At 63.7% G+C, this 16,400-nt stretch carries 15 protein-coding genes; 8 read left to right on the forward strand and 7 right to left on the reverse strand.

Annotation, left to right across the window (positions count from 1 at the left end):
• Positions 1-70: 70 nt before the first annotated feature.
• Positions 71-1,795: a flavin monoamine oxidase family protein gene (locus ACFJI2_RS15415; protein WP_377700836.1), complete on the forward strand. Its 1,725-nt coding sequence runs from the start codon at positions 71-73 to the stop codon at positions 1,793-1,795.
• A gap of 9 nt (positions 1,796-1,804) precedes the next feature.
• Entirely contained in the window at positions 1,805-2,374 is a 570-nt protein-coding gene (locus tag ACFJI2_RS15420; RefSeq protein WP_377700837.1) for a hypothetical protein, read from the forward strand.
• Positions 2,375-2,387: 13 nt separating this feature from the next.
• On the opposite strand, the gene ACFJI2_RS15425 is transcribed toward ACFJI2_RS15420, so the two are convergent.
• A complete protein-coding gene (locus ACFJI2_RS15425; RefSeq protein WP_028833860.1) occupies positions 2,388-2,636 on the reverse strand; it encodes a DUF3297 family protein in 249 nt (82 codons plus the stop codon).
• Between the two features lie 136 nt (positions 2,637-2,772).
• Here ACFJI2_RS15425 and ACFJI2_RS15430 point away from each other — a divergent pair, with 136 nt between their 5' ends.
• From ACFJI2_RS15430 to msrA, 3 genes are all read left to right on the forward strand, one after another.
• On the forward strand, positions 2,773-3,573 hold the full coding sequence (locus ACFJI2_RS15430; RefSeq protein ID WP_377700838.1) for a CAP domain-containing protein: 801 nt from the start codon (positions 2,773-2,775) through the stop codon (positions 3,571-3,573).
• Between the two features lie 240 nt (positions 3,574-3,813).
• On the forward strand, positions 3,814-7,464 hold the full coding sequence (locus tag ACFJI2_RS15435) for a TonB-dependent receptor (RefSeq protein WP_377700839.1): 3,651 nt from the start codon (positions 3,814-3,816) through the stop codon (positions 7,462-7,464).
• Positions 7,465-7,563: 99 nt separating this feature from the next.
• Positions 7,564-8,082 carry a peptide-methionine (S)-S-oxide reductase MsrA gene (gene msrA, locus ACFJI2_RS15440; protein WP_377700840.1) on the forward strand — a complete coding sequence of 173 codons (519 nt, stop codon included), beginning with the start codon at positions 7,564-7,566 and terminating at the stop codon, positions 8,080-8,082.
• 25 nt (positions 8,083-8,107) lie between these two features.
• Here msrA and ACFJI2_RS15445 read toward each other — a convergent pair whose 3' ends face one another.
• Entirely contained in the window at positions 8,108-8,323 is a 216-nt protein-coding gene (locus ACFJI2_RS15445; RefSeq protein ID WP_107870194.1) for a hypothetical protein, read from the reverse strand.
• A 172-nt stretch (positions 8,324-8,495) separates the two neighbouring features.
• Here ACFJI2_RS15445 and ACFJI2_RS15450 point away from each other — a divergent pair, with 172 nt between their 5' ends.
• The gene (locus ACFJI2_RS15450; RefSeq protein ID WP_377700841.1) at positions 8,496-9,062 is read left to right on the forward strand and encodes an SRPBCC family protein; all 567 of its coding nucleotides are present in this window, start codon (positions 8,496-8,498) and stop codon (positions 9,060-9,062) included.
• 22 nt (positions 9,063-9,084) lie between these two features.
• Here ACFJI2_RS15450 and ACFJI2_RS15455 read toward each other — a convergent pair whose 3' ends face one another.
• The 4 genes from ACFJI2_RS15455 to oxc all read right to left on the reverse strand — a co-directional run bounded on the left by ACFJI2_RS15455 (position 9,085) and on the right by oxc (position 14,201).
• Positions 9,085-10,593 (reverse strand): fibronectin type III domain-containing protein, encoded by a 1,509-nt coding sequence (locus tag ACFJI2_RS15455; protein ID WP_377700842.1) that lies wholly within the window; start codon positions 10,591-10,593, stop codon positions 9,085-9,087.
• Positions 10,594-10,685: 92 nt separating this feature from the next.
• Entirely contained in the window at positions 10,686-11,135 is a 450-nt protein-coding gene (locus ACFJI2_RS15460) for a PAS domain S-box protein (RefSeq protein ID WP_377700843.1), read from the reverse strand.
• A gap of 61 nt (positions 11,136-11,196) precedes the next feature.
• Positions 11,197-12,450, reverse strand: coding sequence for a formyl-CoA transferase (gene frc / locus ACFJI2_RS15465; RefSeq protein WP_107870201.1), 1,254 nt, complete (start codon positions 12,448-12,450; stop codon positions 11,197-11,199).
• A 38-nt stretch (positions 12,451-12,488) separates the two neighbouring features.
• Positions 12,489-14,201, reverse strand: coding sequence for an oxalyl-CoA decarboxylase (gene oxc, locus ACFJI2_RS15470; protein ID WP_107870203.1), 1,713 nt, complete (start codon positions 14,199-14,201; stop codon positions 12,489-12,491).
• A gap of 134 nt (positions 14,202-14,335) precedes the next feature.
• On the opposite strand from oxc, the gene ACFJI2_RS15475 reads away from it, so the two are divergent.
• Both ACFJI2_RS15475 and ACFJI2_RS15480 read left to right on the forward strand, forming a co-directional pair.
• A complete protein-coding gene (locus ACFJI2_RS15475; protein WP_057155445.1) occupies positions 14,336-14,944 on the forward strand; it encodes a Crp/Fnr family transcriptional regulator in 609 nt (202 codons plus the stop codon).
• A 210-nt stretch (positions 14,945-15,154) separates the two neighbouring features.
• Complete coding sequence (locus ACFJI2_RS15480; protein WP_157201633.1) at positions 15,155-15,319, forward strand: hypothetical protein; 165 nt, start codon at positions 15,155-15,157, stop codon at positions 15,317-15,319.
• Between the two features lie 53 nt (positions 15,320-15,372).
• On the opposite strand, the gene ACFJI2_RS15485 is transcribed toward ACFJI2_RS15480, so the two are convergent.
• A complete protein-coding gene (locus ACFJI2_RS15485; protein WP_377700844.1) occupies positions 15,373-16,386 on the reverse strand; it encodes a 2-dehydropantoate 2-reductase in 1,014 nt (337 codons plus the stop codon).
• Positions 16,387-16,400 lie beyond the last annotated feature (14 nt).

A 16,400-nucleotide genomic window follows, 5' to 3' on the forward strand; every position in this document is an offset into this window, starting at 1 on the left:
TTTCACTCTTACTTGCAGGCATGAGGATTGCTATTGACATTCAGTAATGATGAATTGCAGGAGCAACAACATGAAAATACGCAGTGAACTGACCAGCATCCCCATGAACAGCACCTACCAGGACGGGCTGTGTACCGAGGTGGCCATCGTCGGCGCCGGGGCAGCCGGATTGTACAGCGCATGGCGCCTGGTTGCCGACGGCGACTTGCCCGGCTCGCAGGTGCAGCTGTTCGAGATGGACGACCGCATCGGCGGGCGCCTGGAATCGGTTACGCTGCCGGGCATGGACGTAGTGGGCGAACTGGGCGGCATGCGCTACATGCCCTCGCAAGCCATCATCAGCACCCTGATCGAGCAGGTCTTCAGCCACGCGCTGGAAAGCGTGCCCTTCCCCATGGGCGACAACGCCCACCTGTTCGCCTTCCTGCGCAAGCAATACCTGCGCGCCGACGCGTGGACCCGCGCCCAGGCGCGCGGCGACCGCCAGCTCACCCGCTACATGCTGAACGAGGCCGACATCGGCTACAGCGCGGACCAGCTGTTCAACAAGGTGGTGTACGACGTGCTGACGGCCGACCCGTGGTTCACCGCGCGCTACGCGGACAAGGTGAAGCACTACGGCCCCTACGACTACACCTTCGAGCTGACCGCGGACGACTGGAGCCGCATCAAGCCGCAGCTGCGCTACTGCTTCGCCGGCCCCTACCAGGACGCGCTGGTGAGTGAACTGGGCTTCTGGAACATGCTGAAGGACCGCGTCGGCCAGGAGGGCTACACCTTCCTGGCCGACGCCGGCGGCTACTACTCGAACACCATCAACTGGAACGCGGCCGAAGCGCTGCCCTATATGGTGGGCGACTTCTCCAACGCCGGCACCGAGTACAGGACCATCGCCGGTGGCTACGACGGCATCGCCTACGCGCTGGCGGACGCCTACCTGGCCGAGCCGGGCGCCTGCATCTGGCGCGAGAACCAGCTGCTGGGCTTCACGCGTTCCAGCAAGCCGGGCTACCGCTACACGCTACATTTCCTGAACCGCCCCGGCCGCGCGCCGTGGGCCGTGCACGCCAACAGCATCGTGCTGGCCATGCCGCGCCGCGCGCTGGAACTGCTGGCGCAGGACAGCTTCTTCTTCCGCAACGAGGAACTGCAGCGCAACCTGGCGTCCGTGATCCCCGAGCCTTCCTACAAGATCCTGATGGGCTTCGAGCAGCCGTGGTGGCAGCAGAGCTTCGGCGCCAGCGCCGGCCACTCCATCACCGACCTGCCGCTGCGCCAGTGCTACTACTTCGGCGCCGATCCGTCCAACAGCCACTCGCTGCTGCTGGGCAGCTACAACGACATGCGCACCACGCCGTTCTGGCGGGTGCTGGCGCGCCATCCCGAGCCGTTCAAGCCGCGCGCCACGGCACTGGTGGCGCCCGCGCAGCTGGAGGGCTTGCAGAACGTGCAGGCTTCGCAGCGCATGGTGAACGAAGTAATGAAGGAGCTGCGCGAGCTGCACGGCAGCGGCGTGTCCGTCCCCGCCCCTTACGTGACCTGGTACAAGGACTGGTCGGCCGATCCCTACGGCGGCGGCTACCACGCCTGGCAGGCCGGCTACGCCGTGGACCGCGTGATGCCCTTCATGCGCAAGCCGGACCGCGCCGAAGCCATCCACATCGTGGGCGAATCGTATTCGGACCAGCAGGGCTGGGTGGAAGGCGCGTTCTGCGTGGCCGAGCGCATGCTCGAGGAGCACTTCGGCCTGCGCCGTCCGCTGTGGCTGGACCCGCGCTACCACCTCGGCTATTAGGAGGTGGACGTGCAGGTAGCCTATCAGGTCGAACTGGACCCGCTGCAGCTGGAGCTGCGCGTGCAGCTGCTCATTTCGGGGCTGACGCCGCGCGAAACGACCTTGCTGGCGCCGGCCCTGGCGCCGGGCAACTACGACTTTGAGCAGTTCTGCCGCGCCGTGCGCGACGTGTGCGCGTTCGAACCGGCCACCGGCAAAGGTATCGAGATGCACCGGCACGGCTGGTCATGCTACACGGCGCAGCAGCGCGGCGACGTGCTGGGGCTGTCTTACACAATGGATGCGCTGCCGCTACCGGCAGCAGCAGCAGCAGCAGCACTCCGCGACGGCCACGGCCACGGCCACGGCCTGGCCCGGCGCATCGCCGTTGGCGCAAGTTATCTGCGCCTGGCGCCGCACGACGGTCCGTGCCGCGTGCTGTACGCGGTGCCGCGCGGCTGGGCCGTGCGCCATCCCGCCGGTGCGCTGGCGCTGGGGAAAAACTACTGGGAATATGCGAACTACGCGCAGCTGCTGGCCACGCCGGTGTCGTTCGAGGAAGAACGCCACGCGCTGCTGGCGCACGTGGCGGATTGCTAATTTATTATAAAACTTATTTGTAAAACGCTTCGACCTTGCCACTCAGTTTGATCAGCATGGGGCGGCCCTTGCGGTCCAGCGATTTGCCGGCAGCCACTTTGATCCAGCCTTCGCTGATGCAGTATTCCTCGACGTCCAGACGCTCTTTGTCGTTGAACTTGATGCCGATGTCGTGCTGCAGCACTGGCAGGTGGTGGTGAGGGCTTTTCGGGTCAACCGACAGGCGGTCGGGCAGTGGTGGAGGTGTAGTAGTATCGTTCATGGGCGCCAATTATCCACTAGAAAACCGATCCAGACAACGGCGGAAGCGTGCGCTGGCCACCTTCAGGGCTGCCGCCGCTGCCGCCACAGCCCTGCTCGGCGCCTTCCCGTCCGCGCCATTTGCGGCGGCAGCGCCGTTGGCAACAGCGGCATCGCAGGGTGCGCCCGAACCCGCGCTGCTTGCCCTGATTAATGCCTATCGCGCGCAGCCCCAGCGCTGCGGCAACTTGTCCGGCCCCTTGCCGCCGCTGGATTCGCCACCGGCGCTGTCGCGCGTCCGGCTGGGCACCGGCGCCTTTATCGAACTGGCGCTGGAGCGCGCCGGCTATCCGGTGGAACACGCCTCCGCCGTCTTCATCACCGGCGCGGCGGACGCCTCCGCCGCCATGGCCGTGCTGCGCGACAAATACTGCCGCCAGATGCTCAGCCCGCACTTCACTGCCATGGGCGCCATCCGCGACGGCGACAACTGGCAAATCCTGTTCGCCGAACCGCTGCGCCCCATCCCCCTGCCCGAGCCGGCCGAATCCAGCGCCACCGCGCTGGCCGCCGTCAACGCCGCGCGCGCCGCACCGCGCCTGTGCGGCGAACGCCTGTTCGCCCCGGCGCCTCCGCTGACGCTGAACCCGGCGCTGACGCAAGCCGCCCTTGCCCACAGCCGCGACATGGCTACCCTGCACTATTTCAGCCACCAGGCACGCGACGGCAGCTACGTGGCCGACCGCGCGCTGCGCTCCGGCTATGCCTGGCGCGCGGTCGGCGAAAACATCGCCTCCGGCGTCAACACCGCAGGCGATGCGGTGGCCGGCTGGCTCGAAAGTCCCGGCCATTGCGCCAATATCATGAATCCCGCATTTACCGAAATGGGTGTGGCTTATTCACTCAATACCGGGCGCCGCTTAATGTATTGGACACAAGTATTTGGTGCACCGCGATAAAACGGAATAATCAATTACTTGATCATTAGGGCCTCCGTTATACCCTTCGGATATAGCATTTATCCAATTTGATATAGCTAAACAGGCTAAAAACAACATCCTCGCTCATTGCGGTGATTATTTCCTGAGCGCTAAACACAGGCCCGTTTCCCGACAATAAACTCTGTCCAAATTAATAATTCCTAAAAGGGAGACGGAGAGATGCACATCATCGCAAACGGCCAGCTTCGGCCAAAACGCTTGAGCTACGCAATTGCACTGGCGCTCGCCAGCAATATGGCCATCGCGCAGGAAGCCCCTAAAACCGAGACGCCCGCCAAAGACGCAGCCATCCAGAAGGTCGTCGTCAGCAGCACCCGCGCTTCGCAGCAAAGCAGTATCGACCGCAAAAAGAACGCGGCCACCGCGCAGGACTCCATCGTGGCCGAAGACGTCGGCGCCCTGCCGGACCGTAATATCGGCGAAGCCATTTCCCGCATCGCCGGTATCGCGCTGAACCGCGGCGACTTTGGCGAAGGCGTGAGCGTTGCCGTGCGCGGCAACACCGCCGACCTGACCCGCGTGGAAATCGACGGCCAGGGCCTGCAAGCCGGCGGCGGCACCGACCTGAACGGCGGCGGCAGCGGCCGCGGCGTGGAATTCCGCGAAATGTCGTCCGACCTGATCAAGAGCGTGGACGTGGTCAAAGGCTCCACAGCCGACATGACCGAAGGCTCGCTGGGCGGCGGCATCATCATCAAGACGCGCACCGGCCTGGACTTCAAGAAGCCGTTCTACTCGCTGCGCATGGCCGCCCAGCAAAACTCGCTGAACGAAAAGTGGACGCCGGACACCAACCTGATCCTGGCCAACAAATTCCTGGACGACCGCCTGGGCGTGATCCTCAACGTGTCCACCTCGCAGGCGCGCAACGAAGGCCACTCCGCACAGGTAGCCACCAGCGCCAACCAGGGCTATGCCCGCGCGCTGGACTTTGATAATTCGCCGAACAAGACTTTCTCGTTCAATCCGAGCACCGTCTCCACCACGGACCCGCTGGCCACCACCACCCTGCTGGCCAGCCCCCTGACCGCCGGCGGCTTCTTCAACGCCGCCTCGCCGCTGGACCTGGTGACGCGCTCGGCCGCCGCCAAATCGAAAGCCGACTGCTACGCCGCCTTCCCCAACCTGACCACCGCGCAGCAGAACGCCATCAACGGCACCAACGCCCGCAACGCCGCCATCAACCAGCGCGGCAACGAGCTGCTGACCTGCTTGAACCAGTGGAACGACTACACCCCGTCGCTGGTGCGCTACCTGCAAAAATCGCAGGTCGACAAGCGCCGCTCGGGCGACCTGCGCCTGGACTTCAAGGTCAACAATGAATTGACCGTGTACGCCAAGGGCAGCATCCAGCGCCGCAAGGTGGACGACAACTTCCTGACCTACAGCCTGGGCGGCCTGACGACCAACCCGGCCTCGACCGCCACGCCAAGCTACAGCGGCCCCACCTTCAGCGACGCCACCGGCTCGCGCGTTGCCATCCCGGGTTCCGGCTACTACACCTACGACACGCCCAGCTTCCGCAGCAACGCCTTCCCTATCGCCGGCACCGTGGCCAACGTCGATCCGCGCTCCGTCACCGTGGACGCCAACCACCACGTGACCAAGTTCACCATCAGCGACGGCAGCGCCGGCGTGGACCAGATCCACAACACCATCGAAACCAGCAGCCGCTACCTGCAAACCGGCGGTACCTACCGCAACGGCCCGCTGCTGGCTGAATTCTTCATCGGCGACGCCAGGAACGACTTCTCGCGCGGCGACAAGCGCACGTCGTGGAGCTACAACTACGGCCCGGCCACGATGGAAGTGCTGCCGAACGGCTTGTGGACCCACACCTTCCCGCAAGGCAGCACCTTCGATTCGTCCAACCCGGCCAACTTCGCCGTGGTCCGCCCGGCGGCCAATCCGGCGGCCGCGGTGGCTGCTTCGGCCACCCAGCCGACCGCGATTCCCGCCTACACCATCGCCCAGCAGCCGCTGACGACGCAGGCGCCTTCGCTGCAGTTCACGCCGCGCATGGGCGAAGGCGGCGAACGCACCGCCAAGGTGGACCTGACCTACGCGCTGAACGACCAGGTTCCCTTCCTGTCCCGCATCAAGACCGGTATCAACCTGCGCGACACCCGGGGCGAAAGCTGGGCGCCGAACGGCGGCTACGTGGTCCAGGCGCCGGTTGGCGACTTCGGCAAGGCAGGCTACGTTCCAGGCATCTATATGCCGCAATCCATCATCCGCTCCTCCTTCATCGGCTGCGAAAACACGGCCGGTTCGCTGGGCGCAGGCGGCGCGCCCTGCAAATACGGCTACAACCCCAGCGTGAACCCGAACACGGCGCTGTCGGGCCAGGTCGTGATGACGCAGAAGCAGTTCCTGGACATCATCACCCAGTCCATGACCAAGCCGACCACCACCTTCTTCAATGGCGCCAAAGACCGCCCGGCCGACCTGCTGCAGGGCTGGACCCAGATCGACGTGGAGAAAGTGTTCGCGCTGACCGGCGTGCCTAACGTGAACTATGATTGCGTGAAGGAATGCACCGCCAGCGACGGCAAGGTGTACAAGCAGCCGTCCAGCAAGTTCACCGAGAAAGTACGCTCCGGCTACGTGATGACCGACTTCAACATCGATCACGTACCGGGCACCGACAAGGCGCTGCCGTTCAACTGGGACCTGGAAGGCAACTTCGGCGTGCGCGTGGTGAACACCAAGGTCGCGGGCACCGGCAACCTGGGCTTCCAGACCATCCGCAAATCGCCGTCGTACAACCCGGCCAACCCGGACGTGTCCACCGGCATCATCAGCAACACGCTGATCGTACCGACCACGCTGAACGCCAGCACCACCGACTACATGCCAGCGCTGAACCTGGCGCTGTGGGCGATCCCGGACCAGGTCGTGCTGCGCTACAACCGCGCCAAGACCGTCGCCCGTCCGCCGGTGGACCGCCTGCTGCCTTCGGGCACCTGCACCTATGACGAGCGCAAGATCGACACCCTGACCGGCACCGAGCTGGACCAGACATGCTCCGGCACCATGGGCAACCCGGCGCTGCGTCCGCAGACCAACTGGAACCAGAACCTGAGCCTCGAGTGGTACCCGAACCGCGACACCACGTTCAACGTGTCCTACTTCAACCAGAAGGGCAAGATCGGCCCGAACGAAGTGGTGAGCCGCAGCGACATCAAGCTGTTCTCGGGCACCGAGCTGATCGATCCTGTCACCGGCAAATCGCTGGGCGACCTGGACTTCAACTACCGCACCTATGACAACGGCGTGGCGACCACCCGCAAGGGCATCGAGTTCCAGAGCAAGACGGCGTTCACCTTCCTGCCGTCCGTGCTGAAATTCACCGGCTTCGATGCGAACTACACCAAGCTGCGCTCGGCTGTTTCGGCAGTCAACGTGGTCGACCTGATCACCGGCACGCCGTTGCCGCCGGCCCGCGAATCGAAGTACTCGTACAACGCTTCGCTGTGGTATGACGATGGCGCGCTGTCGGCCCGCGTAGCACTGCAGTTCGTGGCGCAGCAGTTCAACTGCATCGCCGCCTGCGGCGCCAACACGGTGAACAACTACCCAAGCTCGCCGGGCGTAACCCGCATCACCGTGACGCCGTTCAACCCCGGTTCGCCGAACTTTATCGACTCGACCCGCTTCATCGACGCCAAGATCGCTTACCGTTTTGCCAACGGCATCGAGATCTTCGCCGAGGGCCGCAACCTGGGCAACGCCACTACCTCCAACAGCCAGGGTCCCTACACCCCGTTCGCGGATGGCACGCCCAACCTGCTGGACTACGCCTACGCCGGCCGCCGCATCATGATCGGCATGACGATCCGCAACTAAACCGCTTCGTTGTTTGTTCCTTTAACCCGGCCTCGCGCCGGGTTGTTTTTTTGCATTGTGGCTATACTTAGGCTGCCTACACACTGCAAAGGAACTGGCATGAGCAAAGACACGGACCACACCACTGAAACCGCGCTGCTGGCAGGCGGCTGCTTCTGGGGCATGCAGGATTTGATCCGCCGCTATCCGGGCGTGCTGGCCACCCGCGTGGGCTATTCGGGCGGCGACGTGCCGAACGCCACTTACCGCAACCACGGCACGCACGCCGAGGCCATCGAAATCAGGTTCGATCCGGCTGTCATCAGCTACCGCAAGATCCTGGAATTTTTCTTCCAGATCCACGACCCGACCACCCCTAACCGCCAGGGCAACGACCTGGGCACGAGCTACCGCTCGGCCATTTTCTACACCAGCGAGGAACAGAAGCGCGTGGCCGACGACACCATCGCCGACGTGAACGCGTCCGGCCTGTGGCCCGGCAAGGTGGTGACCGAGCTGTCCCCGGCCGGCCCCTTCTGGGAAGCCGAACCCGAGCACCAGGACTACCTGGAGCGCATCCCCAACGGCTACACCTGCCACTTCATCCGCCCCGACTGGAAACTGCCGGCGCGGACGTAAGCGGCAAGATTAACGCTTGCGGGGCTTATTGTTCCGGCATGCCCCGCAGGTGCTCGATATCGGCTACCGCGCTCTTCCAGCTGGCCTCGTCGCCCAGGGCGGCGAGCGTGTCCAGCGGCAGTTCGATTTCCTTCAGTACTTTGCCCTCCAGCGAAATGCGGTAGCGCAGGCTGCTGTATTCAATGTCGTAGGTTTTGCGCAGGCCTTGCTGCCTGACATAGCTTTCTTGTGACATGGCCATGATGGTCTCCCAGAATAAGAACGGTTGGCTACCCTAAGCTTAGCAAAAACAAGCCGGACGCGTCGCCACGCGCCACGTCAGTCCTGTCCGACATCCGATTCAGGCGTACGGCAATTTAAACTGCAGCCGAATCCGACTACGATCCTTATTCAACCCGGACAAGGAGACTCCCATGCTTAACCGTATCATCACCATGGCCGCAGTGGCGGCCGGCGGCCTGCTGGTCGCCAAGCAACTCAAGAAAAACAAGGCAGAGCGCGGCGCATCCACGGTGCGCGAAACCATCACCGTCAACGTGCCGGTGCGCACCGCCTACGACCAGTGGACGCAGTTTGAAGAGTTCCCCACCTTCATGGACAGCGTGCACGAAGTACGCCAGCTGGACGACAAGCGCCTGCACTGGAAAGCCGACGTGCTGGGCAAGCCGGTGGAGTGGGACGCGGAAATCACCGAGCAGATCCCGGACCAGCGCATCGCCTGGCGCAGCACCAGCGGCCGGCCCAACAACGGCGAGGTGAAATTCACGCCGCTGTCGGGCAACCGCTGCCGCATTACGCTGGCCATGACCTACCAGCCGGAAGGGGCGCTGGAGGCCGTGGGCGACGCCATGGGCGCGGTGCGCCTGGAAGCGTCGGGCAACCTGAAGCGCTTCAAGGAAATGATGGAACAGCGCGGCACCGAGACGGGCGCCTGGCGCGGCACCATCCACGGCCAGGGTCCGTCGCCCACCACGCACTGACGCGGCGGGCGCGCTCCCACCATCAAGGACAGTTGCCGATCACGTAGTAGCCGGCCGAGGTTTGCGCCAGCGTGGTGGTGTAGAAGGTGTTGTTCAGCCCCATGTTCTGGTTCGAACCCTTGGCCAGCGCGTAGCCGCCGCTGTTGACCGCCCTGCCCGCCGTCACGTGCGCATAGTTGCTGGACGTGGTGGCGGTGCAGACATAGCCGCCGCCGGTGGTGGTGGCGTTCACCGCAGTCGATGCCGCGCCCGCCGCGCCGCCGGCGTCCACTGCCCGCACCGTGTAGCTGTAGCTGGTGCCGGAGGCAAGGCCGGTGTCCGTGTAAGCCGGCCCAGTAAGCAAGCTGGGGTTGACCTGGGTGCCGCCCCGGTAGACGTTGTAGCCTGCCGCGCCGGACACGCTGTTCCACGCCAGCGCCACGCTGCTGGCGGTGACGCCGGTGACGTTCACGCCGCCCGGCGCCGGCAGCGCGCCGCCACCGCCCGTGCTGCCGGCCGACACGCGGTCCACCATGCCCTTGATGGCCGCCATCTGGCGCCCGCTCTTCTTGGCGTAGTTGGCGTCGTCATAGCCCCACCAGTCCCAGCAGCCGTTCGGATTGCCGGTGCTGCTGGGCGCGGTCTGCGGGTACAGCATGATGATGTTGTTGGTGTCCGCCCACTTGTTGTAGCCGGTGCTGCGGTAGTACTTGTCCTGGATCTTGGTCGGGTCCTGCTGGCAGCCGTGCACCACCACGTGCACCTTGCACTGCTGGCCGCTGCCGCAGCTGGCCGGCACGTAAGCCCAGCCGCTGGACGCCATGCCGTGCGTGGCGGGGCTGGCGATGAACTCGGCCTGGTTGAACTCGACAAAGCTGCCGCCCAGCGTACCGCTGTTCTTCGCGTTCAGCGGGCCGTAGATCCACTTCAGGATTTCACCCGCCAGGTCGAAGTTGCAGTTGTTGATGTAGGGACTGGCCTTGGTGCTGCAGCCGCTGCCGAAGTAGTCCGTCACCATGGCGTGCTCGGAGGCCAGGTTGTTCTTGTAGAAGATGTTGGCGGCGGCGATGTAGTTCTTGTAGTAGGTGTCCGCCTCGTTCATCACCAGCTGCTTGACGGTGCTGTCGATGGTGCCGGAATACAGGTAGACCTTGGACGCGGCCAGGTTGCTGGTGGGGTCGATCAGCCCCTGGCTGGCCCAGCTGTTGGTGGTGGACACCAGGGTGGACGTGGCCGGCTTGCTGACGGAGGTGGCCGCCATGCACGGGCCGGTGGCGGTGCCGACCGCGCCTTGCGCGCAGTAGTATGGCCCGCCCGCCACGATGCCGGCGCCGGCCTTGAAGGTGGCGGAAAACGCCACGTGCAGCTGCACCGCCATGAAGCCGCCCGAGGACAGGCCGGACACCGAGGTCAGTGCGGGATCGACGTTATACGAGGGCAGCGGCACCGGAGCTGCCTGCGCCACCTGGGCTACCTGGGCCGCCGCGCCGGTGATACCGAGGGCAAACAAAACAATGCTGCGAATGCGGAACTGGCCAGCTAAATTCGTCATTGCAAGTCTCCTTATAGTGATGCGGGAGCGCCGCCCCCGCAGGAAACCGATAGTAATTGCAAACATGACGGATTTAATACTTGGTAGTAGTTCTACTGTTGCGCGCTAGTCGCTTCCTCTTTGATACGCGCTTCGAGCTGTGCCAGGCGCACGCGCATCTGCCGTTCCTCGCTCCAGCGCTGGGTTTCATCGCGGATCACGGCCACGATGGCGGTGACGTTGCGGGCCTCGTCGTACAGCATGGCCACCGTAAAGGCGATGGACAGGTTGCGCCCGTCGCGGTGCAGCGCGGGCACGCGCAGCACGTCGTTGCCGTAGCGCGTTTCCCCGGTGACCATGGACTTGTTGTAGCCGTCCCAATGGCGCTGCCGCTGCCGTTCGGGAATGATAATGTCCAGCGACTTGCCCAGCGCGTCCTCGCGCGTAAAGCCGAACATGCGCACCGCCGCGTCGTTCCATACGATAATGGCGCCGGCCGCGTCGCACACCACCACCGCGTCACCGATGGATTCCACCAGCTGCTGATAATCGATTTTTTGCATTCTCGTCTCCCCAAATGAACAAGGGCGGATAAATCCGCCCTCGCCTTATTTTATACCTGCGTTATACCGCCTTGGCTTCGTGCAGTGCGGCGATTTCCCGCGAGCTGTAGCCCAGCGTTTCCAGCACCTCGTTGGTGTGCTCGCCCAGCAGCGGCGAACCGGTGATTTCCACTTTCAGGTCCGAGAACTTGATCGGGCTGCCCACGGTCAGGTACTTGCCGCGCTCCTTGTGGTCCACTTCGGCGATGGTGCCGCTGGCGCGCAGGGACTCGTCGTTGGCCAGTTCCTTCATCGTCATCACCGGCGCGCAAGGAATGTCGAACTTGCGCAGGATGTTCACCGCCTCGAACTTGGTCTTGTCCGCCAGCCAGGCTTCGATGGTGGCGAAGATGTCGAAGATCTTGTCCTGGCGCGCAGAAGCGGTCATGTAGGCAGGGTCTTCAATCCACTCCGGCTTGCCGATGGCGCGGCAGATCGGCGCCCAGGCGTGGCCCTGGATGGTGAAGTAGATGTAGGCGTTCGGATCGGTCTCCCAGCCTTTGCACTTCAGCACCCAGCCCGGCTGGCCGCCGCCGCCCGCGTTGCCGCCGCGCGGCACCACGTCGCTGAATTTGCCGTGCGGGTACTGTGGATACTCTTCCAGGTAGCCGATGCGGTCCAGGCGCTGCTGGTCGCGCAGCTTCACGCGGCACAGGTTCAGCACGCTGTCCTGCATGGACACGGCCACCTTCTGGCCCTTGCCGCCGTTGCGGTTGCGGGCATGCAGCGCGGTCAGGATGCCGATGGCCAGGTGCATGCCGGTGTTGCTGTCGCCCAGCGCGGCGGCGCTCACGGTGGGAGGACCGTCGTCGAAGCCGGTGGTGGAGGCGGCGCCGCCGGCGCACTGCGCCACGTTTTCATACACTTTCAGGTCTTCGTAGTGGTGGCCGTCGCTAAAGCCTTTCACGGACGCCACGATCATGCCGGGATTCAGTTCGCGGATGTGCTCCCAGGTGAAGCCCATGCGGTCCAGCGCGCCGGGGCCGAAGTTTTCCACCAGCACGTCCGACTGCTTGATCAGGCGGGTCAGCACTTCCTTGCCTTCCGGCGTCTTGGTATCCAGGGTCAGCGACTTCTTATTGCTGTTCAACATGGTGAAGTACAGCGCATCCACGTTGGGGATGTCGCGCAGCTGCGAGCGGGTGACGTCGCCCGCGCCGGGACGCTCGACCTTGATCACGTCGGCGCCATACCAGGCCAGCAGCTGGGTGCAGGCAGGGCCGGCCTGCACGTGGGTGAAGTCGATGATCTTGATGCCTTCTAACGGTTTGGTCATGTTAAGTCTCCTGGTGTTGTTCGATGTCGGACGCGAATTTACTTCTTGCCTGCGGTGCTGGGATTCAGGTTGGTCAGGCGGCCGCTCTCGGTGCCTGCGGTTTCGTCGATGACGGCGTTGATCAGTGCGGGCTTGCCGGCCGCGATGGCTTCGGTGAGCGCGCGCGTCATTTCTTCAGGCGTGGTGACGTGGTAGCCGATGCCGCCGAAGGCCTCGATCATCTTGTCGTAGCGGGCGTTCTTCACGAACACGGTGGGCGCCACGTCCTTGCCGCCGGTGGGGTTCACATCGGTGCCGCGGTACACGCCGTTGTTGTTGAAGATGATGGTGGTGACAGGCAGCTCGTAGCGGCAGATGGTTTCCAGCTCCATGCCGCTGAAGCCGAAGGCGCTGTCGCCCTCGATGGCCACCACAGGCTTGCCGCTGGTGACGGCCGCGCCGATGGCGAAGCCCATGCCGATGCCCATGATGCCCCAGGTGCCCGAGTCGAAACGCTTGCGCGGCTCGTACATGTCGATGATGGCGCGGGCGAAGTCCAGCGTGTTGGCGCCTTCGTTGACCACGTTGATGTCCGGCCGCGTTTTCAGCACGTCGCGGATGGCGCCCAGCGCACCGTGGAAGTTCATCGGCGATACCTGTTGCGCCAGCATGCCGGCCATCTTGGTGAGGTTCTTGTCCTTGCGCTCGGCGATGGCGCCGGTCCACGACGGATCGGGCTTGCCGTGGCCGCCGCTGCGGATGCCTTCCAGCAGCGCGGTGACGCAGGAGCCGATGTCGCCGATCAGCGGCGCGGCGATGGCCACGTTGCTGTCGATTTCAGTCGGCGAAATGTCGATCTGGATGAACTGCTTCGGCACGCCCCAGGTCTTGCCTTTGCCGTGCGCCAGCAGCCAGTTCAGGCGGGCGCCGACCAGCACCACCACGTCCGCTTCGGCCAGCACGTAGGAGCGCGCGGCGGATGCCGACTGGGAGTGGGTATCCGGCAGCAGGCCTTTGGCCATGGACATCGGCAGGTAGGGAATGCCGGATTCTTCAACGAAGGCGCGGATATCCGCATCGGCCTGCGCGTAAGCGGCGCCTTTGCCCAGCAGGATCAGCGGCTTCTTGGCGCCCTTCAGCAAGGACAGCGCGCGCTGCACCGAGTCCGGCGCAGGAATCTGGCGCGGCGCCGGATCGACCACCTTCACCAGCGAGCGGCGGCCGTGTTCGGCGTCGATCACCTGCGACAGCAGCTGCGCCGGCAAGTCCAGGTACACGCCGCCCGGACGGCCCGACACGGCGGCGCGGATGGCGCGTGCTACGCCGATGCCGATGTCCTCTGCCTTGTTGATGCGGTACGATGCTTTTGCGTAGGGCTTGGCGGCGTTCAGCTGGTCCATCTCTTCATAGTCGCCCTGCTGCAGGTCGACGATTTCGCGTTCGCTGGAACCGCTGATCAGGATCATCGGGAAGCAGTTGGTGGTGGCGTTGGCCAGCGCGGTCAGGCCGTTCAGGAAGCCCGGCGCGGACACCGTCAGGCAGATGCCCGGCTTCTGCGTCATATAGCCAGCGATGGCGGCGGCGTTGCCGGCATGCTGCTCGTGGCGGAAGCCGATAAAGCGCATACCTTCAGCCTGCGCAAGGCGCGCCAGGTCGGTGATCGGAATGCCGACCAGGCCGAAGATGGTGTCGATGTCGTTGTGCTTGAGCGCATCCACTACCAGGTGGAAGCCATCGGTCTGTTCGGCGGACTGTGTGCTGTTGGTTGTCATGAGTGTCTCTTATATTTGGTTTAACAAAGGTGTTGAAGCCATCATAGCGATCCCCTTTGTTTTCTCTCATTGACCGCGGTCAAGATTCAAAGGAAGATGTCCAACATTTCCAGATCAGTAATCAGAACAAGGCCATGACGCTGTTAGCCAATCACCCCGAACGCAACATCCTGCGCGTGCAGCTGCGGCAGAACATCGTGCTGAAAGAGCTGCGCGAAAGCGAGATGGCGGCCCTGGAGCCTTACCTGACCGTGGTGGACTACAACAAGGGAGACCTGCTGCTGAACCAGGGCGTGCACGAGATGGAGCAGTACTTCATCCTGGACGGCATCCTGAAGCGCGTAGTCACCAACCAGGAGGCCAAGGAAATGATCCTGCGCTTTGCCGCCGAGCGCGACATTGAAACCAGCTACGCGGCCTGGCGCCTGAAGACGCCCACGCCGTACAGCATCGTGTGCGTGACGAAGGCGCGCGTGGCCAAGCTGGCCATGCCGCAGTGGGTTGCGTTTTTGGAAAGCCACTCGCAGCTCAAGCAAAGCTTCGAGTACGAGGTGATGCACCTGATGAGCGAAATCATGGGCCACACCATCACCTTGCACCTGCTGGACGCGCCGGGCCGCGTGCACCGTTTTGTGCGCAAGCACAGTGAAATGTTCGAGCGCTTGCCGAAGAAGCAACTGGCTGCCTATCTCAATCTCTCGCCGGAAACCCTCAGCCGGCTGAAAAACCAGGGCAAGATTTAAGCGCTGTTACGCCGCAGCGCAGCAAAATCTTGACCGCGGTCAAGAAACCCGAAAACAGTTTTATCGCGTTTTTGCGGGTTTTTCATAGGCAATATTCACAGCGTTAATACCTGATATACGCCGCCTCAATTGGCGGCGCAGTTTCGTGCTGCCTATACTCATTTCATACCAAACGCGGCACCAACATTTTTTAACTTCAGAGGAAATATCATGACCACCATCACCAACAAACAGACCCATACCGCCACTGAACAAGCCCAGCCTTTCAGCCTGATGTTCATCATCGAAACCATCTTCGGCGTGCATCTGCGCGAACAGCTGGATGCGAACACTGCCGGCGACAAGAGCGACGCCAAGTACACCTGGGGCATGTAAGAACATGGTGGTAAAAGCAAAACGGACGTCCTTGTGAGACGTCCGTTTTTTTATCAAGCTGCCAGTTTTTGTAGCCTGAGCTGCCCTCTCTCCTCGGTCATGGTCCGTTCCAGCAATTTGACCAGCGCATAGACCGCGTCGATATGAGGTGTGGCGGTATCGGTAAACCGCCCCAGTTCAACCACCGAGCCGACCAGCGCGTCGATTTCCGGCCCGCGCCCCGCCTCGACATCCATCAGCATCGACGTCTTGTGCCGCCCTACTTTCTCGGCGCCCGCGATCCGCTTGTCCAGCGTGACGCGGAACGTCACGCCCAGCTTGTTGGCCACCGCTTCCGCTTCCTTCATCATGTCCGCCGCCAGCGAGCGCGCCACCGGGTATTGGCAGATGCCCTCCAGCGTGGCGTGGCACAGCGCGCTGATCGGATTGAAGGTGAGGTTGCCCCACAACTTCAGCCAGATCTCGGAACGGATGTTATCCAGCACCGGCGCCTTGAAACCGGCCCTGGTGAAGCATTCCGAAATCGCCTGCACGCGCGGGCTGGCGGAACCATCCAGCTCGCCCAGCGGGAAACGCTCGCCCTCCACGTGCCGCACCACGCCCGGCGCCACCAGCTCCGAGGCCGGATAGACCACGCAGCCAATCACGCGCGACGGCGGTATGCGCGCCGCCAGGGTGCCGTCCGGGTCCACGCTGTGCACGGTGCGGCCTTCCAGGTGGCCGCCATGCTGGTGGAAGTACCAGTACGGTATGCCGTTCTGCATGGTGACCACGCAGGTGTCCGGGCCGAACAGCAGCGGCAGCTGGTCCGCCACGGCCGCCACCTGGTGCGCCTTCAGCGCCAGGATCACCACGTCCTGCGGGCCGGCTTCGGCGTAGTCGTCGGTGGCCGCCACGTTGGTGGCCACCTGCTCCCTGCCGTCATGCTCGATCAGCTTGATGCCCTTGTTGCGTATGGCCAGCAGGTTGGCGCCCCGTACCAGGAACGTGATCTGCTCGCCCGCCAGGGCCAGCCTGGCCCCCACTAATCCTCCTATTGCTCCCGCCCCTACAATGGCGATTTTCATTTTCAGCTCCTTGG

Source organism: Pseudoduganella sp. UC29_71, assembly GCF_042693265.1.
In the GTDB taxonomy this organism is placed as follows: Bacteria; Pseudomonadota; Gammaproteobacteria; order Burkholderiales; family Burkholderiaceae_D; genus Rugamonas.

Excerpts from the sequence above, each read along its gene's own strand:
- ACFJI2_RS15475 (WP_057155445.1), top strand. The coding sequence starts at position 14,336 with ATGACGCTGTTAGCCAATCACCCCGAACGCAACATCCTGCGCGTGCAG.
- ACFJI2_RS15480 (WP_157201633.1), top strand. The coding sequence starts at position 15,155 with ATGACCACCATCACCAACAAACAGACCCATACCGCCACTGAACAAGCC.
- ACFJI2_RS15425 (WP_028833860.1), bottom strand. The coding sequence starts at position 2,636 with ATGAACGATACTACTACACCTCCACCACTGCCCGACCGCCTGTCGGTT.
- ACFJI2_RS15450 (WP_377700841.1), top strand. The coding sequence starts at position 8,496 with ATGCTTAACCGTATCATCACCATGGCCGCAGTGGCGGCCGGCGGCCTG.
- ACFJI2_RS15460 (WP_377700843.1), bottom strand. The coding sequence starts at position 11,135 with ATGCAAAAAATCGATTATCAGCAGCTGGTGGAATCCATCGGTGACGCG.
- oxc (WP_107870203.1), bottom strand. The coding sequence starts at position 14,201 with ATGACAACCAACAGCACACAGTCCGCCGAACAGACCGATGGCTTCCAC.
- ACFJI2_RS15455 (WP_377700842.1), bottom strand. The coding sequence starts at position 10,593 with ATGACGAATTTAGCTGGCCAGTTCCGCATTCGCAGCATTGTTTTGTTT.
- ACFJI2_RS15415 (WP_377700836.1), top strand. The coding sequence starts at position 71 with ATGAAAATACGCAGTGAACTGACCAGCATCCCCATGAACAGCACCTAC.
- ACFJI2_RS15485 (WP_377700844.1), bottom strand. The coding sequence starts at position 16,386 with ATGAAAATCGCCATTGTAGGGGCGGGAGCAATAGGAGGATTAGTGGGG.
- frc (WP_107870201.1), bottom strand. The coding sequence starts at position 12,450 with ATGACCAAACCGTTAGAAGGCATCAAGATCATCGACTTCACCCACGTG.
- ACFJI2_RS15445 (WP_107870194.1), bottom strand. The coding sequence starts at position 8,323 with ATGGCCATGTCACAAGAAAGCTATGTCAGGCAGCAAGGCCTGCGCAAA.
- msrA (WP_377700840.1), top strand. The coding sequence starts at position 7,564 with ATGAGCAAAGACACGGACCACACCACTGAAACCGCGCTGCTGGCAGGC.